Raw genomic sequence first — 22,233 nt, 5'->3', positions numbered from 1 at the left:
TATTAAGCTTTAATAATTCCTGCTAGTTAGATTATCAAAACTATAGCCCTTTGAATACAAAACGGTAATACATAGCTTTGATATACGTCTTTTTTAAGTCTATTGGTTTTCAAATTTTAGTTAAGCCTATTACAAAGGCTGTTTGTTTGAATGCTTGGTTTATTGCTTGTAGCTGACTTTCAGAGCAGGTTGATAAATGCTGTTCTACTTTTTTAGTCAGTAGTTGAAACTCATCTGCTTGATCTTTGTCTTGTATGCTTTCAGATTCTTTTTGGCGTTTTTCTACCAATTTATACTGTGCTTGTTTTTGCTTTATCTGGCAATTTGGCGTGTATAAATCTTCTAGCAATGGCTTGTTGTTCAATACGCCTCGCAAGTATTTGAACATTGAATCTATGGTTTGTTTGGTGTTTCTATATTGGGCGTAAATAAGTAGTTGTTGTAAGTAAGCTTGGTCGTGGTTTTGGCTATATTTTTTACTCAACTGTGTGAACTCTGAAGCGCTCACGCCAATCGCTTTATATTGCTCTGCTAAAGCCAAGTTTGGCGAAGATTGGTTTACTTTATTACTGACTAGGTGGGGTTGTGTTATAGCAGGGGCTTTTAATTGCTGACTAATATCAAATTTAAATCCGGCAATACGTCTACCGTGTTTTACGTCTTTAATGATTACCTTGATATCGGTTACGGCATTAATAAATTCAATACTTGGCAGTAATAAACGACTTTTTAAGTGTCACACCAACTTGTACTTTTTTTTATCGATATCGAGTATTTCACGAATTTGTTCAATGCTGACATTGCCAGTAGTACCGCGATAAAGGTATGAGAATAAGTAAGCATGAAGCTTAAAGTGCTGGTCTTTTTTAAAGTGTTTGATGTTTTCTAATTTTGGTGCTGAAAAGTAGCCTTTAACGCCAATTAAATAAGGCAACATATCGTTATTTAGCTTTATGTCTACAAAGGCATGACCGCTGTTTTTTGTGAACTGGCATGAGTGTATTAAGTGCCTTTTTAACCAGCCATTATCTTGTTTTATTTTGATATGGGCGCTCATCAGTGAATCGGTTGCTTGATCTATTCTAGCAATAGCATTTTTATCGTTTTTTAATGCCGGGTAAAAGTCGATGATTTGCTTGGTGTATATACGAAAGGTCACAAAGCTTTGATCGTCTTTTGCGATAGCTGAAATAGCAACTGCTAGTATTCTGTGAGCATCAGGTGAAAGCGTGTAACTCGCAGCAGTAAAGTTGTTTCATCTCACTAGTGATTTATTTCAATCAATAGCGGTTATTTTTTGGTGAGTCATTTTTAATGAATTTAGATTATAAGTTTAAAGTGAGGTATTAATAATCTATTGAAAAATCATATAAATGCAAGTTTTGTGATATTTAAATCTATTATCTAAATAGAGCCTGAAAAGTGTGGTATTACACCTGAAAAATGTGATTTCATCCCTGATTAATGTGATAGTTAGCCTGAAAAGCGTGATAGTTGACGTTCTTTCTTGGCTTAGCTATCAGATTTAAGAGTCATCTAAACGGAATAAACGATAATAAAAGAATAACGACTGTTATTTATTAGTTTTTGTAGTCGCTTTTTTTAAAGCCAACAACACCTGAAGTAGCTTTTCAGACTCAGCCAAACTCTTTTTAGACTCAGCCCTAAACTTTTTAGACTCAGCCAAACTCTTTTCAGACTCAGCCAATAGTTTATCTGAATATACTAATTCGAAATAATTTTTAGGTAATCTATTTGATAATATGTGCGATAAAACATCTCCAGCATTAGGGTTAAACTTTGTAATAAATTGATTATATTTATTCAGAATTACTGCATTTCCACTTGAGTAAGGCTTATTTAAAATAGTTATATACTCTGAAGCTTTATCAAGTAATCGTTGACCTTTTAATTTTGAAGTTGGCTTATCACCAGTTTTAAGTATTTTAAGCATGTCAACTTTAGATTGTGGCGGCATTTTATCAAATGAATTTTTATATTGTTCATGAAAACGCATAATTCTTTGCGTTCTTTTTTCTGAGGTTTGAGCGTCAGCTTTTAGCTTTATTTCATTAAGGATATTTTGATACTGTTGATAAGTTACGTGTAGTTCAACAGGAATTTCATTAAGAACTGTTTCTATGCTTTGTTTATTCTCTGTTGCTATTGATGAAAATGCAATAGAGGCCATTAACAAGAGCCAAACTAAAATATTTTTTTTCATGCTTTCGACTCTAAAGTTAAATCCATTTAGTCTCTATATATCTCGCGACTTATCTTTACTTTTGTCTTTATTTTTATCGCTCATTTCTGCACGAGCTTGAGCAATACGATCTTTATTTTCTTGAATACCTTTTTCGTTTGATGATGTTAAGTCTTTACCTATAGAAATAGCATCAATATTTTTAGCTTCAAAATCAGAAAGCAGTCCTTGCTGCTGAGCTTTTTGTAAGTCGCTTTTACTGAAGTTTTTTACAGCTATATCGAGACTATTTTTGATAATGGTATTTGCTTGGGTAAGTTCATCACTTGTGCCTAGGGTATTTTGCATATCAGAATGTTTATGAACTGATTGGCTAGTTTGAATATCACGATAAGCAGCATAAGCAACACGAAAGTTCTTCACTCGCGCTTCAAGCGAGTTTTCATTCGATTTTGATAAGTGTGCTGCAAATGTCATGTAAACTATTCTCTAGTGATCTTATGATTTATTTTGTATGCTAATTGAAAGGAAATCAATAACATTTTATACACTAACGCTAACATTAACACTAATGTGCTAACGACAGGAACATAACGATTAGATGGATAAGCCGTTTACACCCAATTTATGTGAACTAGCCGATAGTATGGGGATCGCTATGTATCAGCGATTCACACCTACTGAAGCATCACTATTTTTACGGTGTCCAATAGCTGAGATTACTAAATTGCAAACGAACCATCAAATCGAATTTATTCAAGTTACCGAAAAACAAACTGAGTTTTTTGGTTTTCAATTGCTCAATTACCTACTTGGTAATATACAGGTTGCTACTCAACCGACAAACCACAGCCATCCCCACGCCTCTAATTCTTCAGTGCATGATAAAGTTATCCGCTCAAAAGAAGTGCAAGAACTTACAGGGTTATCGAGAACCACCATTTGGCGCATGGAGCGTACTGGAAAATTTCCGGCACGTATTGCTCTAAGCACCAGTAATGTCGGTTGGCGTTTATCAGATATTCAAGAATGGATACGTAGTAAGTGATTGCACCTCTACTTTGTGACCCTGTAAATTAACGAAAGCTGATTACTTTTTATTTTGTACACTAAGCTCTTCTAGGTAATCACTCCACGTTTGCATCATTTTTTTACGTTCTGGTAAATATATAGCTCTGTTGTATGCCCGTGATGTATTTGACCCTGTTAAGTGAGCTAATTGCACTTCTATCGCGTCATGTGACCAACCTTGCTCATGTAAAATTGTTGAGGCTGTTCCCCTAAAACCATGCGCTGACATCACATCTGCCGCATACCCTAAATCACGTAGGCGGTTTGTCATCACATTTTTACTTATTGGGCTGTCACTATTTCTACTGTTTGGAAAAACATATACTGAATAACTGGTTACGGTATAAATATACTTAAGCTGTTTAATGACTTGCTTAGAAAGAGGAACAAGGTGGTCTCGATCTTTTTTCATCTCTTGTGCTGGAATACGTATTAACTTTTCCGAAAAATCAACGTATGCCCATTTAAGGCCTCTAATTTCTTTCGGCCTAAGGAACAACCTTGGAATGAGTTTTAATGCTTCAGCCGTACAGAAAGTACCTGAAATAGTCATATCTATATCATGAATTAAGTTACCTAACTCAGTTGGGTTAATTATTGCTGAGTGGGAGCGTACTTTTTTAAGTGGTTTAATAATATCTTTAAGGGGTAAACCTTGTGCAGGGTTATTTCTTGTCAACCTATGAGCAAGTGCATAACCAAAGATTCGGTTAATAATAGCTAGAATAACTGGGGCTTTTTTAGGGCTGCCTGAAGCTTCTATAGACAGCATGACTTCGGTAATGTGTCCTGCATCTATTTTATCGATAATCAGTTTGCTGAGCAATTTACAGTCAATAGTGATCAAACGTTTAACTCGGGCTTTATGATCAGCAGACCATGAATCTTTTTGTTGCTCCCACCATTTCAAAGCGATTGCATTAAATTGCCTGTCTGTCACTGAGTGACTGCGTTTGCGTTCTCTTCTTTCGTCTGAAGGGTTAGTACCATTCATCAGTAATACCCTTGCCTCCTCTGCCAACTTCCTCGCCTCAACAAGGGGTATCGTAGGGTATTGACCTAAAGCTATTTCTTTATGTGTACCTGAAAATTTATACCGCATCCTCCATAGCTTTGAACCATTAATTTTAACTAATAAAAACAAACCATTACCATCAAATCTTTTGATTTGCTTTTTATCTTCAGGGCAAGATAGATTTTTAATTTCTAAGGCGGTTAATGGCATAAAGGTAAACTCATCAGGGTTTAATTAGGGGTACCCTTCTAATTAAACACCTTAAAATGAGATCATGCAAGTACTAAACACCCCACATTATACCCCCGAAAATATGAAACTTGATGAGTTATGATGAAACAAGCTGAAACACTAGAAACAAAAAAGCCCTGTAAAAACAATGATTACAGGGATTTTTGAAACAACATGTGTTTCGGTGAAACTAAGGGGTGATGATTACATCATGCCGCCCATTCCACCCATACCGCCCATATCAGGCATACCGCCAGCGCCAGCATCTTTAACTGGTGAGTCGGTGATCATAGCTTCAGTTGTTAACATTAGACCGGCTACAGAAGCAGCAAACTGTAATGCACTACGCGTTACTTTAGTTGGGTCAAGAATACCCATTTCTAACATATCACCGTAAGTAGAGTTACCCGCATTGTAACCAAAGTTACCTTTACCGTTACGCACTTCGTTTAATACGACTGAAGCTTCATCACCACAGTTAGCAACGATTTGACGTAGTGGTGCTTCCATTGCGCGAATTGCAACGTTAATACCATGTGTTTGGTCTTCGTTGGCACCTTCAAGATCTTTAATAAGGTCAGCAGCACGAACTAATGCAACACCACCACCAGCAACAACACCTTCTTCTACCGCGGCGCGAGTTGCATGCAATGCATCTTCAACACGGGCTTTTTTCTCTTTCATTTCGATTTCTGTTGCTGCGCCAATTTTAATAACCGCAACACCGCCAGCTAATTTAGCTAAACGTTCTTGTAACTTTTCTTTATCGTAATCAGAAGATGAGTCTTCGATTTGACCACGAATTTGCATTACGCGACCTTGTATATCAGCTTCGTTACCAATACCATCAATAATCGTTGTATTGTCTTTAGTGATAACAACACGTTTAGCTTGACCTAAATCTTCTAATGTTGCTTTTTCAAGCTCCATACCGATTTCTTCAGAGATTACCGTACCACCCGTTAATGTCGCGATATCTTGTAACATTGCTTTACGACGGTCACCAAAACCAGGTGCTTTAACCGCTGCAACTTTAACGATGCCGCGCATGTTGTTTACCACTAATGTTGCTAAAGCTTCACCTTCAACATCTTCAGCAATAATTAATAATGGCTTACCTGATTTTGCAACACCCTCTAAAGTAGAAAGTAATTCACGAATGCTGCCTACTTTTTTGTCTACTAATAGAATAAATGGGCTTTCTAATTCAACAGTGCCACTTTCTTGGTTGTTGATAAAGTAAGGAGATAAATAGCCACGGTCAAATTGCATACCTTCAACAACGTCTAATTCGTCAGTTAACGCTTGACCTTCTTCAACAGTAATTACGCCTTCAGTACCAACTTTTTCCATCGCTGTTGCAATGATTTTACCGACAGTTTCGTCAGAGTTAGCAGAGATAGTGCCTACCTGCTCAATCGCTTTGTTATCGCTACATTCTTGCGATAAACCTTTTAACGCTTCAACGGCGGCAATAACTGCTTGGTCGATACCACGTTTTAAGTCCATTGGGTTCATGCCGGCAGCAATTGATTTCAAACCTTCATTTACAATAGCTTGCGCTAAAACAGTTGCAGTAGTTGTTCCGTCACCGGCTTCATCATTGGCTTTAGAAGCAACTTCTTTAACCATCTGTGCGCCCATGTTTTCAAATTTGTCTTCTAATTCAATTTCTTTTGCAACAGTAACACCATCTTTGGTGATGATTGGACCACCAAAAGATTTGTCTAATACAACATTACGACCTTTAGGGCCTAATGTTACTTTTACCGCGTCAGCTAAAACATTTACACCACGTAGCATTTTTGCTCGTGCGTCATTTCCAAATAATACGTCTTTTGCAGCCATGTTGTTTCTTCCTATATTTTGTTAGTTTGTCGAACATCGTTCGACTACAATAATTAATGCACTGTAAGTTGAGGCTTAGCCTAACGAATTCCTACAGTTTATATAAAGTCAGTAGGGTTACTATGACTCAACAATCGCTAAAATGTCTGATTCAGAAAGGATTAAAACTTCTTCGCCATCAATTTTTTCAGTTTTAACGCCGTAACCTTCACTAAAAATAACTTGGTCACCTACTTTAACGTCTAAAGCACGTACTTCGCCATTTTCTAAAATGCGACCGTTACCAACAGCAATAACTTCACCGCGCGTTGATTTTTCTGCAGCACTTCCTGTTAAAACAATACCACCAGCTGATTTTGATTCTACTTCTTTACGTTTAATTATTACGCGGTCATGTAATGGACGAATGCTCATTAATTTTCTCCTGAGAGTTTATTCACTCTCAATAAATTTAAATAAAAGGTTATAAAACTTTGTTGCAATTAAAGATGGGGCTAATTTAAAACTTCACAAGCCCCGTTAAAAATTTTTTTATTCTTTGCGCTCATACTCACCTTCAAGCGTTTCACCTTGGTGGTGTTCAATCGGCTTCTTAGTGCCTAAACCCTGCTCAAATGGATCAGGCGTAACTGGCTGTTCTTGCTGAGTATGCACCGAACTTTGATAAGTAAAACCAGCTGCGCTTTGATTCATGATTAAACGTGACTGTACTGATTTGATCAACAGACTTCTCACACTAGGGATCAGAAGAGATAATCCAAAAATGTCAGTAACAAAGCCAGGCGTTACTAAAAGTATGCCAGCAACCAGTAAAAGTAGTCCTGCAACTATTTCATCTGAAGGCATTTCTCCTTGCGCCATTTTAGTTTGTACTGAGTTTAAGGTGGCAATCCCCTGCTGTTTAACATTTCTCGCGCCCAGCCATGCAGTAATAATAACAATAGCAATTGTTGGCCATGCACCAAGCCAAGTACCAACATTGATCAGTACCATAATTTCGATAATAGGAACGACAATAAAAAGGATAAATAGAAATCGAAACATTTAACGTCTCTTCATTAAAAAAATTTTATATAAGATGAAACATATATGGGGTTGTGCCGGTCTTTTTCAAGCATCAACTAAATACAAGATAGTTCATATGGCGATTAGTTATTAATTGTCATTTAAATAGTTTAAGTTTTTGTTAAGGAAAATACGTTAATGTTTCAATTAATAATGTGCACTTGTCCTGATATTAGCAATGCAAAGCTAATTGCAAAGCATTTAATACAAGAAAAACTGGCCGCTTGTGTCAATATTATTCCTAACGTTATCTCTGTTTATCGCTGGCAAGATAATATTGAATGTGATGAAGAAATACAGTTAATAATAAAAACACAAACCGATAAATTTAACGAGGTAGCTAGTGAAATTAAACGCTTACATCGTTATGATACCCCTGAAATTATCGCCGTGAACATCCAGCAAGGCGACAATAGTTATTTAAACTGGATTACTGAGTCTTTAAAATAGTTGTTATGAAAAAAATTGTCTTACTTTTTTGGTTAGTTTTAACCAGTATTTTTTTACAAGTACCCAATGTTCAAGCCCAAGATTCAATTTTTGATACTTCGTCCGCTTCATTATTCAGTAACGATGATGAGTTTCTTAGTGTCGAAGAAGCCTTTGAATTTAACTTTCACCAGAAGGATGATCAATTATCTGTTTCCTTTACCATAGCTGAGGGGTATTACTTATATCGTCATCAGTTTAAGTTTAGTGTTGAAAACGCAGAAATAATACCGGTCGAATTGCCTGTAGGTGAAGACCATGAAGATGAATTTTTTGGTGTTCAGCAAATATTTACCGAAAAGCTAAGCTTCACGATTAAGCTTGTTAACGCTAATAGCAATGCCAGCATTAAAATACGCTATCAAGGGTGCGCAGCGAAAGGCTTATGCTACCCCCCTAAAAGTAAAGTTGTAGCACTATCAAAAGTAAATAATGAAGAAGTTATTAACACCAACAATGTTTTGGCGGCGATAACAGCTGACAATGAAACCGGCAATACATCTATTGCCGCTGAAAATGCCAGCGAGCAACATCAATTAGCCGATATGCTCAAAAGTGATAATATTTGGCTAACACTACTCGCTTTTTTTGTCGGTGGTTTACTGCTTTCATTTACTCCTTGTGTATTTCCTATGTACCCTATTCTGACCGGCATTATCGTTGGGCAAGGCGATAAATTATCAACGTCAAAAGCCTTTCGTTTATCGTTTGCTTATGTACAAGGCATGGCAATAACATATACCTTACTGGGCATTGTTGTTGCACTGGCCGGCGCTCAGTTCCAAGCGATGTTTCAACATCCTGCTGTTTTAATTGTATTAAGTGTTTTATTCATCTTTTTAGCACTTTCTATGTTTGGAGTTTTTAATCTTGCCTTGCCAAGTAGCTGGCAAAATAAATTGAATAACATCAGTAATAGCCAAAAAGGTGGTTCATATTTAGGTGTTGTTGTTATGGGTGCTATTTCTGGTTTAGTGGCGTCTCCATGTACTACCGCTCCTTTAACCGGTGCTCTGCTATACATCTCGCAATCGGGTGATATTTGGTTAGGTGCATCAGCCCTCTACGCATTAAGTTTAGGTATGGGTGTACCATTACTTGTTTTGGGTAGTTCTGGTGGTAAATTATTACCAAAAGCAGGTACATGGATGACGGTAATTAAAAATGTATTTGGTTTATTACTACTCGCTGTTCCGATATTTTTAATGGAAAGGTTTTTACCTTTATTGGTAACACAAGCCATGTGGGCAATATTGGTCTTATCAAGCGCAGGCTATTTTTATACCGTCAATCAACAGACCCAGAATAACTTTTGGTTTGGTGTTAGAAGTGTGGTGATATTTGTAATGATATTTTTTGGCGCCAACCAAGCTTTTCAACTGATAAATCCTAGCCAAAACGTTGCGACAAGTAATCAAGCATCTCCACAACAACATTTTACTAAAGTAGCAACACTACCAGAGTTGTTAGCGGCAGTGAATAACGCTAATGCACAAGGGAAGACTGTAATGGTCGATTTGTATGCCGACTGGTGTATTGCCTGTAAAGAGTTTGAAGAATACACCTTTAATGCGCCACAAGTACAAAAAGTGCTGAGTAACACGGTATGGTTACAAGTTGATATGACTGACTTCGACTCGACTGACAATGCTGAGTTTGCGAAAAAGTATCAAGTACTTGGCTTACCAAGTATTCTATTTTTTGACCAACAAGGTAAAGAATTAACTCAGCAGCGCGTAACGGGGTTTATGGGGGCAGAAGAATTTACTGAACATCTACAAAAAATCCTTTAACCTTTAACAAACAAGCACACTTTAACTCGCATAACTCTGCGGGTTAAAGTGCTGATACTTTCCAATAGCCATTAACAATTTTTGTATCAATAAATTCCATTAGTTTGGTTTCAGGAATAGGTTTAGAAAAGTAGTATCCTTGAATAATATCGCAATCATTTTCGGTTAAACTGCGTAACTGCGCACTCGTTTCAACACCTTCTGCGATGACCTGCAAACCTAAGTTCTTCACCATAGCAATGGTTGACATAATAATTTGATAATCAGCTCGATTTTCTAACATGCCAAATACAAAGCTTTTATCTATTTTAATAACATCGACCGGCATTTTTTTCAAATAAGCTAATGACGAATAACCAGTGCCAAAGTCATCAATAGCAAAACTAAATCCTACATCCCTCAAGCCATTCATCATTTCAATTGCACTATCAATATTTTTTACTAAGGTTTGCTCAGTCAGTTCTAGTTCGAAGTGACTTGCCTTAAGCGAAAACTCAGTAAGTAAACCGGTTAAATAAGGGGTTAGATGTGGATCGGCAAATTGACCTGCGGACAGATTTATCGCAATACGGACATCCGTTAAGCCCTTATCAATAAATGTTTGGCAAAGCTCAAAACAGCGCCTGATCACCCAATAACCTAGTTCAACCATATGCTGGGAGTTTTCAAGAAGAGGAATAAAATCTTCTGGCGAAACCATGCCTCGCTCAGGATGCTGCCAGCGAAGCAACGCTTCAAAGCCGTATAGTTTTTTTGTTTTTGCATCTAACTGAGGTTGTAAACTTAAGCTAAATTGATTTTTAGCTAAAGCCTGTCTAACTTCACTTTCCATCATCACCCGAAGGGCAACTTTTTTATACATCTCTTCATGGTAAATATGATATTTGGCGCCACCATCGTCTTTAGCTTCGTACATAGCGATATCCGCATAACTAATCAAATCTTCTGACTGAGTCATTTCTTCAGAAGCAAAGGCTATTCCAATGCTGGTACTTACATAAAAAAGGCTGTTTTGTATTTTAATCGGTGCTTTAAAAGCCTCTAAAATTTCTTGTGCAACAAGCACTGCGTCATTTTCATGGTCTATATGTCCAAGGACGACAACGAACTCGTCGCCACCAAAACGACAAGCCATATCAACTTCCCTGATGCTAGAGCGCAAACGATTAGCCGCTTGAATTAACAACTTATCTCCATCGGTATGACCATGGCTATCATTTACTTTCTTAAAATCATCGAGATCTAAAAATAAAACGGCAATTTTTCCATCACTGTGTGAAACATTCATCAACGCTTTACGCAGTTGGTAGTTCAACATATTACGGTTAGGTAACCCCGTTAATAAATCATACATGGCAATATTTTCGAGTTCCTTCGTTTTTTGATCAACTTCAATGTTTAATTGTTCAAGTTCAAAACTTAACTCGGTGGCCGCATTTGCCAAAATATCTAGTTCATCAATATATTTACCATTTCTTTGAAGGTCTGTTTCACGAAACTGATCAAATTCTTTTTTTGCCAATAAAGGTAAAACATCTGACAATACCAGTAAGCGACGAGTAAATGGGCTAGCAACAAAATGAACAACAATGACTAAAGCAATAAGCACAACTAAGGTAAAAATTAAAAATTGCAAACGGTTTTGCTGATATTTATCTGTAAAAATAGTGGCATCATCAATCAGTGCTAGGTAATAAAAATCATCACGGGTATTTGCGATGGGAATTAAGTTAATCAGATAACTGCTATCGTTGGCTTTAGCTTTTATACCTTGAGAGTTAATTATCTCGCTATTGACAATTTCTTGGTTTGACATAAATAATTCACTGACTAGTTGAGTATTTGTTGAAGAAATAAATTTAGCATCAGCAAGTATAATAGCCTCTTCGTTACTTGTTATTGATACAAGCTTATCTGAACGAGAAAAACTTACAACGGCTAACTCATTATCAAGCGCCTGATTTATATAAAAAATCATATCAACAAGTGAAACTGTCATCGCGACAACCGCCATATCACCCTTACCGTTTAAGACCGGTATTGTAATCAACTGAACGCAATGACCCTCACAGTACAAAGTGTGTTCAGGTTGCTGATATCTTAGTACATTGTCAATACTCAGCTGAACAAATTTAGGAATAGCATTAGAAAGGTATAACTCTTCATTACTTGCTGAAACTAACCAAACATTTTCAACATTTTGATTCATTTGTAGGGTATCAAACTGCGCAGCAAACTCGTGTGCTAAAACGTCAAAATTAGCTTGCTCTTTTAACCGCACAATATCAGAAAACGACTCTAGCCACGTCAGTATTTTTTGACGTAATACGTTATTTTGCACAGAAAATTGTGCCTGGCCTTTACGTAAAGTATCGCTTTGATATTGGGTGAATTCTTGATTTAATCTTGATAAAGACAAGTAAGAGAAAATAGCCGTTAGGAGCAATAAAGCCCCAATAACTAGCACTAATAATTTAACAGGAACGCTAACAAATCTTTTTCTCATCAAGTTAGCCCTACTAGAACCAGTACATTAGTTGTAAGGCCCACACTTTCCAATGCTCACTATTCGCCTCTGGGTTGGGTAACACAATAGGATTAACGCGCGCAGCGCCTTTTACCCAATGGTACTCCGCATTGACTCGTAAACTATCAGAAAAATCATATGAAAATCCTAGCATTTTATTGTGCTGATAAGCAAAATAATGAGGTATGGTACCAAAACTTTGTTGTTGTAATTCACGGCCTTTTTTATCATTCTTATTTGCATAGAAATTTTCAAAACGACTAATAAATTTCAATTGTTGATTTACCTTGTAAACCGCTTGAAAATAACCACCTTGACCAATATTGTCTTGGTTAAACTGAGCCGCGTAAAAACCGTCGGTTAAAAACCTTGTTTGCGAAATTTCACTAGTAAACTCCCAGTGCTCACCTTCATATAAAGCATTCATCGTATAAAACTGAAAAACAAATTTTCCATCAACAAAAAAATCAGGACTCTCATTTTTATAGTTAAATTCTGAATCCAATAAGGTTAGACCAAAGCGCCATTGTGAAAATACTGGTCGCCAATAAACACTCACTTGCGTATCAAGCTCATGCTCGATATCTCCCTGTGCTAATTTACTGAGAATGACTTCTGAATCATCACTATTAATTGGACTTTTACCACGACTAAAATTGAAATCAAATTCACCATATTTATCATTATTGTAAGTCAACTTTAATGCAGCGCCATCGCCACCAACAGCGATATCACGAAAGCCATCAAAATAAGTCCCTTGCGGTAACAAGATTGAGGGCCGTGCAAAAGGAATATCACGGGTACTTGAATGTAACCAGTGAGCATTTTTAAAACGGCCAACAAATAAATTGGCTTGCCACTGCTCTGAACTATAAGCGCTCCAATCCATTAAGAAGTAATCAACACGCAAACCTTCCTTGTAGCGATTGCCCCCGTCTAAATAAACAGCTTGTGCCGCAAAGCGATAATCGTCAGAAAATTGATACGAGGTATTAAGTCCTATCTCTGTTAATTTTAACGATATTTTGCCATTATCATTAACAAAGTTGCTATTGTCGACGTCAATAACGCCTTGCGCAACAAAGCCATGTATTTTTAACGGATCTGCCGAATGCCCTTCCTGTGCGTGCGCATTAAGCGCAAGTAATGCTAATAAGCACATTACCTTATAATTCATTTTATTGATCGATTTTAAGCAGATTGACATCACTTACCTCATTAATATCTTCAATGTAACCAATGGCACCTGTGGTTGATTTAACGGCTTTAATTAACTCCTCTTCACTTAACACCACCGTTGGGGCAATACCCATACCTGAGAAAGTCAACTTGTCCCATATACGGTCAAGTTGATACGGAAATAAGCGTAAGATATCTTTACAAAATTTTTGATGGATGGGATTGGTACTTGATAAAACAAAAACAGTTATGGGAAGGCCATTGGCCCATTTAGTTTGACGCATTGAATATATACGACGTAACTGAGTGGTTGTTATTGACACAGTACCAGCAGAGATATTGGTAATAACTTCGACCGCATGAGTTACCGGACTGCCAATAAATATGACAAGAACCATTAATCTGATTAGAATTTGGCTGATAACTAAATCCTTGTTAATGAAAAATAAAGAGCACTTTGTGTATCTAACAAAGTGCTCCGTAGCCACTAGTAGTAACCGACCAAAGGAGACCGAACACCCCACTGGCACATGTCAACCTGTATATAAAAAACGCTAAACCAATGAATTGATTAACAAATGTAGATAATAATAGTGTAGTAAATTTTTTCTAAAATACAAAACTTTATTGTCATCTTATTGATAAAAAGTTAACAACAACAGATCAGACCAGTATTTTGCTGCTATATTCTGCGAAAACACTATAATAATCGCTTAACAGCAGAAATGCTCGATTTTGTTATTAGCTGTTCCATCACTCTAGTTTTTATGTGATGATATTTGTAATGTTTGCTATTTAATAGGTTTTTCTCAGAAAATGACTACAAAGTTTAAAGTTTTAGTGATAAATGGCCCTAACTTAAATATGTTAGGGAAACGCGAGCCTGAAATTTATGGTGCGCAATCATTAACCCATATTATTGACGATTTAACATTGCAAGCTTTACCACTGAGAATTGAATTAAGTCATTTGCAATCAAATGCTGAACACCTGCTGATAGAAAAAATACATCAAGCTCATAATGAAATAGACTTTATTGTCATCAATCCCGCCGCATTTACCCATACTAGTATAGCGATACGTGACGCACTTCTTTCTGTAGACATTCCATATATTGAAGTTCATCTTTCAAATGTCCATGCTAGAGAGTCGTTTAGACATCATTCGTATCTATCAGACAAAGCTATTGGTGTTATTTGTGGCTTAGGTGCCAATGGTTATAAATATGCGTTAGCGTCGGCTTATACTTGGTTAACTGACCATAAAAGTTAATGAATAAACAACAGAGAGTGACTTAACTTTAGTGGCTCTATTGACAACATAAATTACACATTGATAAAAAGGTATTCAAATGGATATTCGTAAAATAAAAAAATTAATTGAATTAGTACAAGAATCAGGGATTAACGAATTAGAAATTTCTGAAGGTGAAGAATCAGTACGTATTTGTCGTGGCGGTACTATGGTACAAGCTTCTCCAATGATGCACTCTGCTCCTTCTGCTGCTCCTATTGCCGCACCTGTAGCCACTGAAACTGCACCTGCTGTTATTTCAGGTCACGTTGTTCGTTCGCCAATGGTTGGTACTTTCTACGCTTCAGCGTCACCTGATTCACCTGCATTTGTCGAAGTAGGTAAACATGTAAATGCTGGTGATACTTTATGTATTCTTGAGGCAATGAAAATGATGAACCAAATTGAAGCTGATAAGTCTGGTGTTATTAAAGAAATTCTAGCAGGTAATGAAGACGCTATCGAATTTGACCAGCCGCTATTCATCATTGAATAATCCTATAGATATCAAACAAAAGGATCATTCCATGTTAGATAAAGTTGTTATCGCCAATCGAGGCGAAATTGCACTAAGAATATTACGTGCATGTAAAGAACTCGGTATAAAAACTGTTGCTGTGCACTCTACGGCTGACAGAAACTTAAAACATGTTTTATTAGCCGATGAAACTATCTGTATTGGCAAAGCGCCTGCGCCTGACAGCTACCTTAATATTCCTGCCATAATAACGGCAGCTGAAGTCACTAACGCAGTAGCAATACATCCTGGCTATGGTTTTCTAGCTGAGAATGCTGATTTTGCAGAACAGGTTGAAAAGTCAGGCTTTGCTTTTATAGGTCCAAAAGCTGAAAGCATCCGTATTATGGGTGATAAAGTTGCGGCAATTAAAGCAATGAAAATAGCGGGTGTTCCTTGTGTTCCAGGGTCAGATGGCCCACTTAATGATGATGAAGCGGCCAATAAAGCTCACGCTAAACGTATTGGCTACCCGATTATTGTTAAAGCGGCTGGTGGCGGTGGTGGTCGTGGTATGCGTGTTGTGCGCAGCGAAGAAGATTTAGTCGACGCGATTGCATTAACCAAAAGAGAAGCCGGTACTATTTTCAAAAATGATATGGTTTACATGGAAAAATTCCTTGAAAACCCTCGTCATGTTGAAATTCAAATAATGGCTGATGGTCAAGGTGCTGCAATTCACTTAGGTGAGCGAGATTGTTCTATGCAGCGTCGTCATCAAAAAGTGGTTGAAGAAGCTCCAGCACCAGGTATTACTCCAGAAATGCGCGCCAAAATTGGTGAGCGTTGTTGTAAAGCTTGTATTGATATTAATTATCGTGGCGCCGGTACTTTTGAATTTTTATACGAAAACGGTGAATTCTACTTCATTGAAATGAATACCCGTATTCAAGTTGAGCATCCAGTTACTGAAATGATCACCGGTGTTGATTTGATCAAAGAGCAATTACGTATTGCTGCTGGTCAACCATTATCTTATACCCAAGATGATATCAAAATCGCTGGCCATTCAATTGAATGTCGTATTAATGCTGAAGACCCACGTACTTTTGTTCCTTCACCGGGCAAAATCACTCGTTTTCATCCTCCAGGAGGATTGGGTGTTCGTTGGGATTCTCATATCTATGCTGAGTATACGGTACCACCAAATTATGACTCTATGATCGGCAAACTGATCACTTGGGGTGATAACAGAGATGTTGCAATCGCACGTATGCGCAATGCCTTAGCCGAATTAGTGATTGACGGTATTAAAACCAACATTGCCTTACATCAAAATATTTTAAATGATAAAGGTTTTGTAAATGGCGGTGCCAACATCCACTATCTAGAAAAGAAATTAGCTGAAGCTGAATAACCTTTTCATTTAATAAAAACCTGCTTAGGCAGGTTTTTTTATAACTAAATAAACTATATTTGCACTAAAGGAACACTATGAAAAAAATTATACTCCCCTTTATATTTACTCTCTTATCTGTAAACGTCTACGCCGATGCTCCATTAGTTTCAATAAGTAATCACGATCAGTTTTTTGACAATATAGCTGCCTTTTGTGGCAAAGCTTTCGCAGGAAAAGTAACCGTTGACAATAGTAGTGGTGATGGTTTTGATAAGCCTTTAATTATGCATGTGCGTCAGTGTAGTAAGACACAACTGCATATTCCTTTCCATGTTGGTGATGATTCATCAAGAACTTGGATTATAACCAAGACAGGTTCAGGGCTTTCTCTTAAGCATGACCACAGACACAAAGATGGTAGTGATGACAAGTCAACTATGTATGGCGGACATACTAATGATGCGGGCTGGGCACAAGTGCAATCATTTCCTGCAGACCAATATTCAAAGGAACTTTTTGTCAGTGGTGGCATCCCACAATCTATTGGCAACACTTGGCAAATTTATATTTATCCAACAAAGTTTACTTATCGATTGATCAGGCAGGGTAGGGAATTTCGTGTCGATTTTGATTTAACTAAGCCTATTTCTCTGCCTAAAGCTCCTTGGGGGTATAAATAATCCAATTTTTATTTATACCCAATCCACCTCAAGGCTGTTTGGGTATATAATACAAAAAATTTTAATATTGATATAAATTTATGACTGAATTACTTGAAAAACCTTTACCACCTGCCGATGGTGAATGTTGTGACAGCGCATGTACACCATGTGTTTGGGACGATTTCTATGCAAAGCGTAAAGAATGGCGGCTACAACAAGTCGCACTAAAAGAAAAACAAGCCCAAGACAACGAGTCAAATTAATACTAAGCGACTTTCTAAACGATACTGTGTATGACTGAATTACTTAAAGAACCTTCCCTTCCCGCCGATGATGACTGTTGCGGCGGCGGTGCTTGTTGCCCTTGTGTATGGGACCACTACTATAGCGAATACGAAAAGTGGCGTTTACAACAAGTAGAATTACAAACTGATGCCAAAGCTGAGTAATATTAGCTGAGTAAAATTACTTTTTTCACTAATTTATTAATACCGCTGGCTGCCTCAACAAGTGACGTCGCTAGCATGTAGGCCGGTGTTGAAACAAGTTTTCGTTTTCCGTCAACAATAATATCGCCCACTTCACAATCAACGTGTGCTAAACCACGCTTTATTAACGAGTCCGCAATATCACGGTCTTTACCAATTGTTGCTTGAACATCCTCACCGTAAATAAGTGGGATCATTGCCGGAGCAATACACATAAAGCCAAGCGGTTTGTCTGCTTTAATAAAGCGTTGAGCAGCAGCAAGTACTTCAGCATTTATTTGATAGTTTTCTGCATCAAGCGCGAAGCCACAGAGGTTCTTTGCTGCGCCAAAGCCACCTGGAAAAACGAGCGCATCAAATTCTTCATGGTAAAGCTCAGTAATGTCTTCAATGTCACCACGGGCAATACGCGCAGATTCAACCAAAACATTACGTGTTTCATCGTCACTAACCGCACCAGTTAAATGGTTAATCACATGATATTGATTAATGTTTGGTGCAAAACAACGATAGCTTGCTCCTTGCTGTTCAATCGCTAATAACGTTAAAACACTTTCATGTATTTCACTGCCGTCATAAACGCCACAGCCAGATAAAATAATCGCTATTTTTTTCATGTTAATCCTTTATTCCTATATTCTTTGTCATATTAGGTAACTGACATAATAAAACAACTATTATCGAGCACCACATCAATAATGCAAACGGTAAAGCACTACCATCATAAAAATACGCTAATATTGGTCCTGCTAATGCGCCAATACCAAAGCGAAGGGTACCTATTACCGCACTTGCGGTACCTGATTCCCGTGTAAATTCTTGCATAATAAGTGCATCAGCATTTACCGCTATCATCGATAAACTGCCCATCAACGGCAATACCGCAACTGCGGTATACATTAATGGTAGCTGTAAAAAGTTTACCACCACCAACAATGAAGAAAAACATAACGCAACAATTAAACCGTAGGTCAACATTATAAATGACCCTTTACGACTAACTAAGCGGGTATTAATAAAGTGAGCGGTCATTAACGCCAAAACATTAACAGCAAAAAGTAGGCTAAATTCAAATTCAGAGACGTTAAAAACCGTTAGATAGACAAAAGGGATAGCAGTAATATAAGCAAAAAAAGCCAATGAAATAACCATAGACGTAACAATATTTAGTTGTGACTTTTTATTAGATAAAACAATTTTATAGCGTTGCAGAAAACTAACAGGTGCTAAATTTTTCTCACGCTTTACTTCAGGTAAAAATCGATACACCAAAAGCAAAATAATAAAGCTATAGGCCGCTAAACTTAAAAATATAAGCTGCCAACTATGCAGCAGTAACACTGAGCCAATAGCAGGCGCTATCATAGGCGCTATCATCATAATCATAGATACATAAGAAAACCCTTTGGCGGTATCTTTGCCATATCGCTCTTTTATTGTTCCTGGCACAACAACCGTTGCCGCACTACTAATAAATGCCTGAAAAAACCGAAAGGATAAAAATTGTTCAATACTCGTGACAAACGTTATCGCTATACTCATCACGATAAAACCTGAGATACCTAGCATCACTAATTTTCTTCTGCTGTGCTTATCCGCTTGTGGACCAAAAAATAACAAACCTAAAGCATAGCCTAGTAAATAAATACTCAGGCTATTTTGTACCATTGGCATATCGGTTGACAAATGCTCTGCCAGTATCGGCATTGCTGGTAAATACATGTCGATTGCCAATGGTGAAATAGCAATAATGGCTGCTAATAAGGGTAATAATAATTTTAATGAAAGCTCTGTTTGTTCACTAATTTTTACGTTTCTCATGATTTCTCCGGATAGTCGTAAACAAGTTTGCCAAGGTCAGCAATCGCTTTGTCTATTTTTTCACACCATTTCACCCCATAACTAATGCGCATAAAATTTTTATATTGCCCTGTTGGAGAAAATATTTCACCAGGAGCAAAACTCACCCCCTTAGCAATAGCCTGAGTAAAAAATTTGCTAGTATCAACATGAGAACGGCAACGTATCCATAAGACACTGCCTCCTTGTGGCTGTGAAATGCAGACTTCTTTTGGAAAATGACTCGCGATTAAGGCGCGCATCCGCTCGCAATTATAACGTAAGGTTTTTCTTAACACTTGTAAGTGGCGATCATATTCACCACTCATCAAATAATCAGTTAATGTCCATTGCTGTAACATCGGTGTTGAGCAAGACTGTGCGCGTTTAATACGCTTTGCTGCTTCTTCATATTTGCCCGGTAATAGCCAACCGACTCGATAACCCGGTGCAGCCGTTTTTGAAAAAGACGAGCAGGTTAGCACTAGGCCTTTTTTGGAGTAAAGCTGTGCGGGTACTGGTCTATCTTTGCTAAAATATAAGTCACTGTAAACTTCATCTTCGATAAGTGGAATATCATGTTTTTCTAATAAACTGACCATATTCTGGCGCTGTTGATTAGTCATCATGGAGCCAAGTGGATTAGAAATAGCGGTAGAAAATAAACACACTTTTACTGGATGTTGCTCAATAACTTTAGCCAGTTCTTCGACACAGATCCCCTCTTCAGTGCAGGTATAAACTTCCAGAGCTTTCATACCCAAACTTTCAATTAATTCAATCAAACCAAAGAAACATGGTGATTCTACAGCGATAATATCACCACGTTCCGCAACACACTGTAAGGCAATTGACAGGGCTTCTTGGGCACCACTAGTGATAATGATATCGTCATGATTAATGGCTACACCTTGCTCATGATAACGAAAAGCAAGGTTTAAACGCAGTTTTGGATCACCATTTACGGGTCCGTAACTAACCGCTTTTTCAGCATTTTTACTCAACACCGAACGCATTAATCGTGCTAAAGCTTTATCTGGTGGGTGTGCATTGACCGGGTTAGAAATACCCAATGCGACAGTATCGGGTAAATGAACAGCTTCATAAACTTGTTCTATTATGCTTCGACATGAGATTTCAACGGGCTGACAACTTGCCCATAATGACCGCATGGGTTTTAAGGTTCGTGCTTGTTTAGCTTTTAAATAATAGCCTGATTGTGGCCTTGCAGAAATACTACCCTGGCGCTCTAGTTCAATATACGCTTGTTTTACTGTCGGTATACTTATCTCAAATTGTCTACTGAGTTTACGTAGACTAGGTAGCTTGTCTCCCGCTCTTATTGCCCCACTTTTTTCTTGGTCTTCAACAAAGTCAATGACTTGCTGATATAAAAATTCTGAAGAAGATTTATCTAAAAGTCGCATTTTATTTCACCTCAACAAAAACTGTATAGGTTGCATTTTATATTTTTTGTATCTGTTACACAACAGAACTATCTATAAACTAGCGTTTTAGAAATAAATCGACCTTAAGAAATAGTACTTCATATAAGAAATGCTGTTACAGTGATTTAGTCAAAATTAATTGAGAAGATTGCGCTTAAATTTTTCAGGAAAGAATAATGAACAACACACTTTTATATGTGATCACCGTACTTATCTGGGGAACAACTTGGATCGCCATTAATTATCAATTAGGTGATGTTCCCGCCGAAGCATCTATTGTTTATCGTTTTGGCTTAGCAGCACTTCTGCTATTTGCTTATTGTCGTTTTAAAAAGCTCTCACTTGCCTTTAACAAAAAACAGCACCTACAATTCCTGTTTTTTGGTTTGATGTTATTTGGCTGTAATTACTATTTTTTATATTCAGCTCAACAGCACATAAATTCTGCGCTTGCCTCAATCGCTTTTTCAATGATTATGTTTTTCAATGTGATCAATGCCCGCATTTGGTTTAACACTAAAATTACTCAACAAACTTATCTAGGCGCTTTTCTTGGTTTAACCGGTATTGTGGTTTTATTCTGGCCACAAATTAACGATACCGAGTTAGGCGCAGAAACATTGCTAGGTTTATCACTTTGCTTCGTAGGGACATTGTTCGCTTCAACGGGCAATATGGTCTCAATGAAAAATAAGCTTATGAATTTACCTATGATGCAAGCCAATGCTTGGGGCATGCTTTATGGTTCAATATTTATGACTCTATTGCTATTAGTACAAGGAAAATCATTTAGTTTTTCATATACCTTACCCTATATTAGTTCGCTGATTTACCTATCGGTTTTCGGTTCTATTATTGCCTTTGCCAGTTACTTAACACTTTTAAATAACATCGGTGCTCATAAGGCCTCATATGCAAGCGTGATGTTCCCTGCTGTTGCCGTCGTTATCTCAACAATATTTGAAGGTTTTAGCTGGAATATTTATACCGTCATTGGCTTATTAATTATTGTCGCTGGGAATATTGTTGTGTTAACTAAACCCAAAAAAAAAAACATAATAATAACACCATAAAAGCATCCTATTTTTAAATATATTTCATTTAAATCAGCTTATTAACCAAAAGTAACTTTACCAGACAATTTATAAGTAATAATATAAACAGTGTATAAAAACGCTAAGTAACGCTGTTATTTTCAATAAAAATCGAGTTAAAATAAAGGCATT

23 protein-coding genes and 2 pseudogenes are annotated in these 22,233 nt (G+C 37.2%); 10 read left to right on the top strand and 15 right to left on the bottom strand.

The window, feature by feature from the left end:
* Positions 1-109: 109 nt before the first annotated feature.
* From H4J67_RS21015 to H4J67_RS07495, 5 genes and pseudogenes are all read right to left on the bottom strand, one after another.
* The gene (locus H4J67_RS21015; RefSeq protein ID WP_310740545.1) at positions 110-508 is read right to left on the bottom strand and encodes a hypothetical protein; all 399 of its coding nucleotides are present in this window, start codon (positions 506-508) and stop codon (positions 110-112) included.
* Positions 509-628: 120 nt separating this feature from the next.
* Positions 629-724, bottom strand: a pseudogene (locus H4J67_RS21185) (hypothetical protein); the annotation flags it as partial.
* A gap of 12 nt (positions 725-736) precedes the next feature.
* A pseudogene (locus H4J67_RS21010) lies at positions 737-1,243 on the bottom strand (replication initiation protein); the annotation flags it as partial.
* Positions 1,244-1,573: 330 nt separating this feature from the next.
* On the bottom strand, positions 1,574-2,224 hold the full coding sequence (locus H4J67_RS07500; protein WP_182203318.1) for a hypothetical protein: 651 nt from the start codon (positions 2,222-2,224) through the stop codon (positions 1,574-1,576).
* A 33-nt stretch (positions 2,225-2,257) separates the two neighbouring features.
* Positions 2,258-2,680 carry a hypothetical protein gene (locus tag H4J67_RS07495; RefSeq protein WP_182203316.1) on the bottom strand — a complete coding sequence of 141 codons (423 nt, stop codon included), beginning with the start codon at positions 2,678-2,680 and terminating at the stop codon, positions 2,258-2,260.
* Between the two features lie 124 nt (positions 2,681-2,804).
* Between H4J67_RS07495 and H4J67_RS07490 the strand changes: the two genes are divergently transcribed.
* Positions 2,805-3,251 carry an AlpA family transcriptional regulator gene (locus H4J67_RS07490; RefSeq protein ID WP_220471620.1) on the top strand — a complete coding sequence of 149 codons (447 nt, stop codon included), beginning with the start codon at positions 2,805-2,807 and terminating at the stop codon, positions 3,249-3,251.
* A 42-nt stretch (positions 3,252-3,293) separates the two neighbouring features.
* On the opposite strand, the gene H4J67_RS07485 is transcribed toward H4J67_RS07490, so the two are convergent.
* The 4 genes from H4J67_RS07485 to H4J67_RS07470 all read right to left on the bottom strand — a co-directional run bounded on the left by H4J67_RS07485 (position 3,294) and on the right by H4J67_RS07470 (position 7,412).
* Positions 3,294-4,499 carry a tyrosine-type recombinase/integrase gene (locus H4J67_RS07485; RefSeq protein ID WP_182203314.1) on the bottom strand — a complete coding sequence of 402 codons (1,206 nt, stop codon included), beginning with the start codon at positions 4,497-4,499 and terminating at the stop codon, positions 3,294-3,296.
* Between the two features lie 225 nt (positions 4,500-4,724).
* Positions 4,725-6,368, bottom strand: a complete 1,644-nt coding sequence (gene groL / locus H4J67_RS07480) for a chaperonin GroEL (protein WP_182176407.1) — start codon at positions 6,366-6,368, stop codon at positions 4,725-4,727.
* A 120-nt stretch (positions 6,369-6,488) separates the two neighbouring features.
* Positions 6,489-6,782 (bottom strand): co-chaperone GroES, encoded by a 294-nt coding sequence (locus H4J67_RS07475; RefSeq protein WP_070374905.1) that lies wholly within the window; start codon positions 6,780-6,782, stop codon positions 6,489-6,491.
* 117 nt (positions 6,783-6,899) lie between these two features.
* Positions 6,900-7,412 (bottom strand): FxsA family protein, encoded by a 513-nt coding sequence (locus H4J67_RS07470; protein WP_182203312.1) that lies wholly within the window; start codon positions 7,410-7,412, stop codon positions 6,900-6,902.
* A 159-nt stretch (positions 7,413-7,571) separates the two neighbouring features.
* Here H4J67_RS07470 and cutA point away from each other — a divergent pair, with 159 nt between their 5' ends.
* Together cutA and H4J67_RS07460 are read left to right on the top strand one after the other, a co-directional pair.
* Positions 7,572-7,883 (top strand): divalent-cation tolerance protein CutA, encoded by a 312-nt coding sequence (gene cutA / locus H4J67_RS07465; RefSeq protein WP_182176409.1) that lies wholly within the window; start codon positions 7,572-7,574, stop codon positions 7,881-7,883.
* A gap of 5 nt (positions 7,884-7,888) precedes the next feature.
* On the top strand, positions 7,889-9,715 hold the full coding sequence (locus H4J67_RS07460; RefSeq protein ID WP_182203310.1) for a protein-disulfide reductase DsbD: 1,827 nt from the start codon (positions 7,889-7,891) through the stop codon (positions 9,713-9,715).
* 43 nt (positions 9,716-9,758) lie between these two features.
* Here H4J67_RS07460 and H4J67_RS07455 read toward each other — a convergent pair whose 3' ends face one another.
* Genes H4J67_RS07455 through H4J67_RS07445 form a run of 3 tightly spaced genes read right to left on the bottom strand, consistent with a single transcriptional unit; the run spans position 9,759 to position 13,819 of the window.
* Positions 9,759-12,221 carry a bifunctional diguanylate cyclase/phosphodiesterase gene (locus H4J67_RS07455; protein WP_182203308.1) on the bottom strand — a complete coding sequence of 821 codons (2,463 nt, stop codon included), beginning with the start codon at positions 12,219-12,221 and terminating at the stop codon, positions 9,759-9,761.
* Between the two features lie 13 nt (positions 12,222-12,234).
* Positions 12,235-13,419, bottom strand: coding sequence for a hypothetical protein (locus H4J67_RS07450; RefSeq protein ID WP_182176412.1), 1,185 nt, complete (start codon positions 13,417-13,419; stop codon positions 12,235-12,237).
* A gap of 1 nt (position 13,420) precedes the next feature.
* A complete protein-coding gene (locus tag H4J67_RS07445; RefSeq protein WP_182176413.1) occupies positions 13,421-13,819 on the bottom strand; it encodes a hypothetical protein in 399 nt (132 codons plus the stop codon).
* Positions 13,820-14,237: 418 nt separating this feature from the next.
* Between H4J67_RS07445 and aroQ the strand changes: the two genes are divergently transcribed.
* The 6 genes from aroQ (at position 14,238) to H4J67_RS07415 (ending at position 17,681) form a co-directional block, all read left to right on the top strand.
* Entirely contained in the window at positions 14,238-14,693 is a 456-nt protein-coding gene (gene aroQ, locus H4J67_RS07440) for a type II 3-dehydroquinate dehydratase (protein ID WP_182176414.1), read from the top strand.
* 79 nt (positions 14,694-14,772) lie between these two features.
* Positions 14,773-15,210, top strand: a complete 438-nt coding sequence (gene accB / locus H4J67_RS07435) for an acetyl-CoA carboxylase biotin carboxyl carrier protein (protein ID WP_182176415.1) — start codon at positions 14,773-14,775, stop codon at positions 15,208-15,210.
* A gap of 31 nt (positions 15,211-15,241) precedes the next feature.
* Entirely contained in the window at positions 15,242-16,588 is a 1,347-nt protein-coding gene (gene accC / locus H4J67_RS07430) for an acetyl-CoA carboxylase biotin carboxylase subunit (protein ID WP_182176416.1), read from the top strand.
* A 77-nt stretch (positions 16,589-16,665) separates the two neighbouring features.
* Positions 16,666-17,250, top strand: coding sequence for a hypothetical protein (locus H4J67_RS07425; protein ID WP_182176417.1), 585 nt, complete (start codon positions 16,666-16,668; stop codon positions 17,248-17,250).
* A gap of 80 nt (positions 17,251-17,330) precedes the next feature.
* Complete coding sequence (locus H4J67_RS07420; RefSeq protein WP_182203306.1) at positions 17,331-17,495, top strand: oxidoreductase-like domain-containing protein; 165 nt, start codon at positions 17,331-17,333, stop codon at positions 17,493-17,495.
* 30 nt (positions 17,496-17,525) lie between these two features.
* Entirely contained in the window at positions 17,526-17,681 is a 156-nt protein-coding gene (locus tag H4J67_RS07415; protein ID WP_182176418.1) for an oxidoreductase-like domain-containing protein, read from the top strand.
* Positions 17,682-17,683: 2 nt separating this feature from the next.
* Here H4J67_RS07415 and elbB read toward each other — a convergent pair whose 3' ends face one another.
* Genes elbB through H4J67_RS07400 form a run of 3 tightly spaced genes read right to left on the bottom strand, consistent with a single transcriptional unit; the run spans position 17,684 to position 20,986 of the window.
* Entirely contained in the window at positions 17,684-18,337 is a 654-nt protein-coding gene (gene elbB / locus H4J67_RS07410; protein ID WP_182176419.1) for an isoprenoid biosynthesis glyoxalase ElbB, read from the bottom strand.
* A 1-nt stretch (position 18,338) separates the two neighbouring features.
* Complete coding sequence (locus H4J67_RS07405; protein ID WP_182203305.1) at positions 18,339-19,541, bottom strand: multidrug effflux MFS transporter; 1,203 nt, start codon at positions 19,539-19,541, stop codon at positions 18,339-18,341.
* Entirely contained in the window at positions 19,538-20,986 is a 1,449-nt protein-coding gene (locus tag H4J67_RS07400; protein ID WP_182176421.1) for a PLP-dependent aminotransferase family protein, read from the bottom strand. The genes H4J67_RS07405 and H4J67_RS07400 overlap by 4 nt, the downstream gene beginning before the upstream one ends.
* A gap of 197 nt (positions 20,987-21,183) precedes the next feature.
* Between H4J67_RS07400 and H4J67_RS07395 the strand changes: the two genes are divergently transcribed.
* Complete coding sequence (locus tag H4J67_RS07395) at positions 21,184-22,080, top strand: DMT family transporter (RefSeq protein ID WP_182203303.1); 897 nt, start codon at positions 21,184-21,186, stop codon at positions 22,078-22,080.
* The last annotated feature ends 153 nt before the right edge of the window (positions 22,081-22,233 follow it).

Source organism: Colwellia sp. BRX10-4 (genome assembly GCF_014077465.1).
Classification (GTDB): Bacteria; Pseudomonadota; Gammaproteobacteria; order Enterobacterales; family Alteromonadaceae; genus Colwellia_A.
This window is presented reverse-complemented; position numbering and strand designations above follow the sequence as displayed.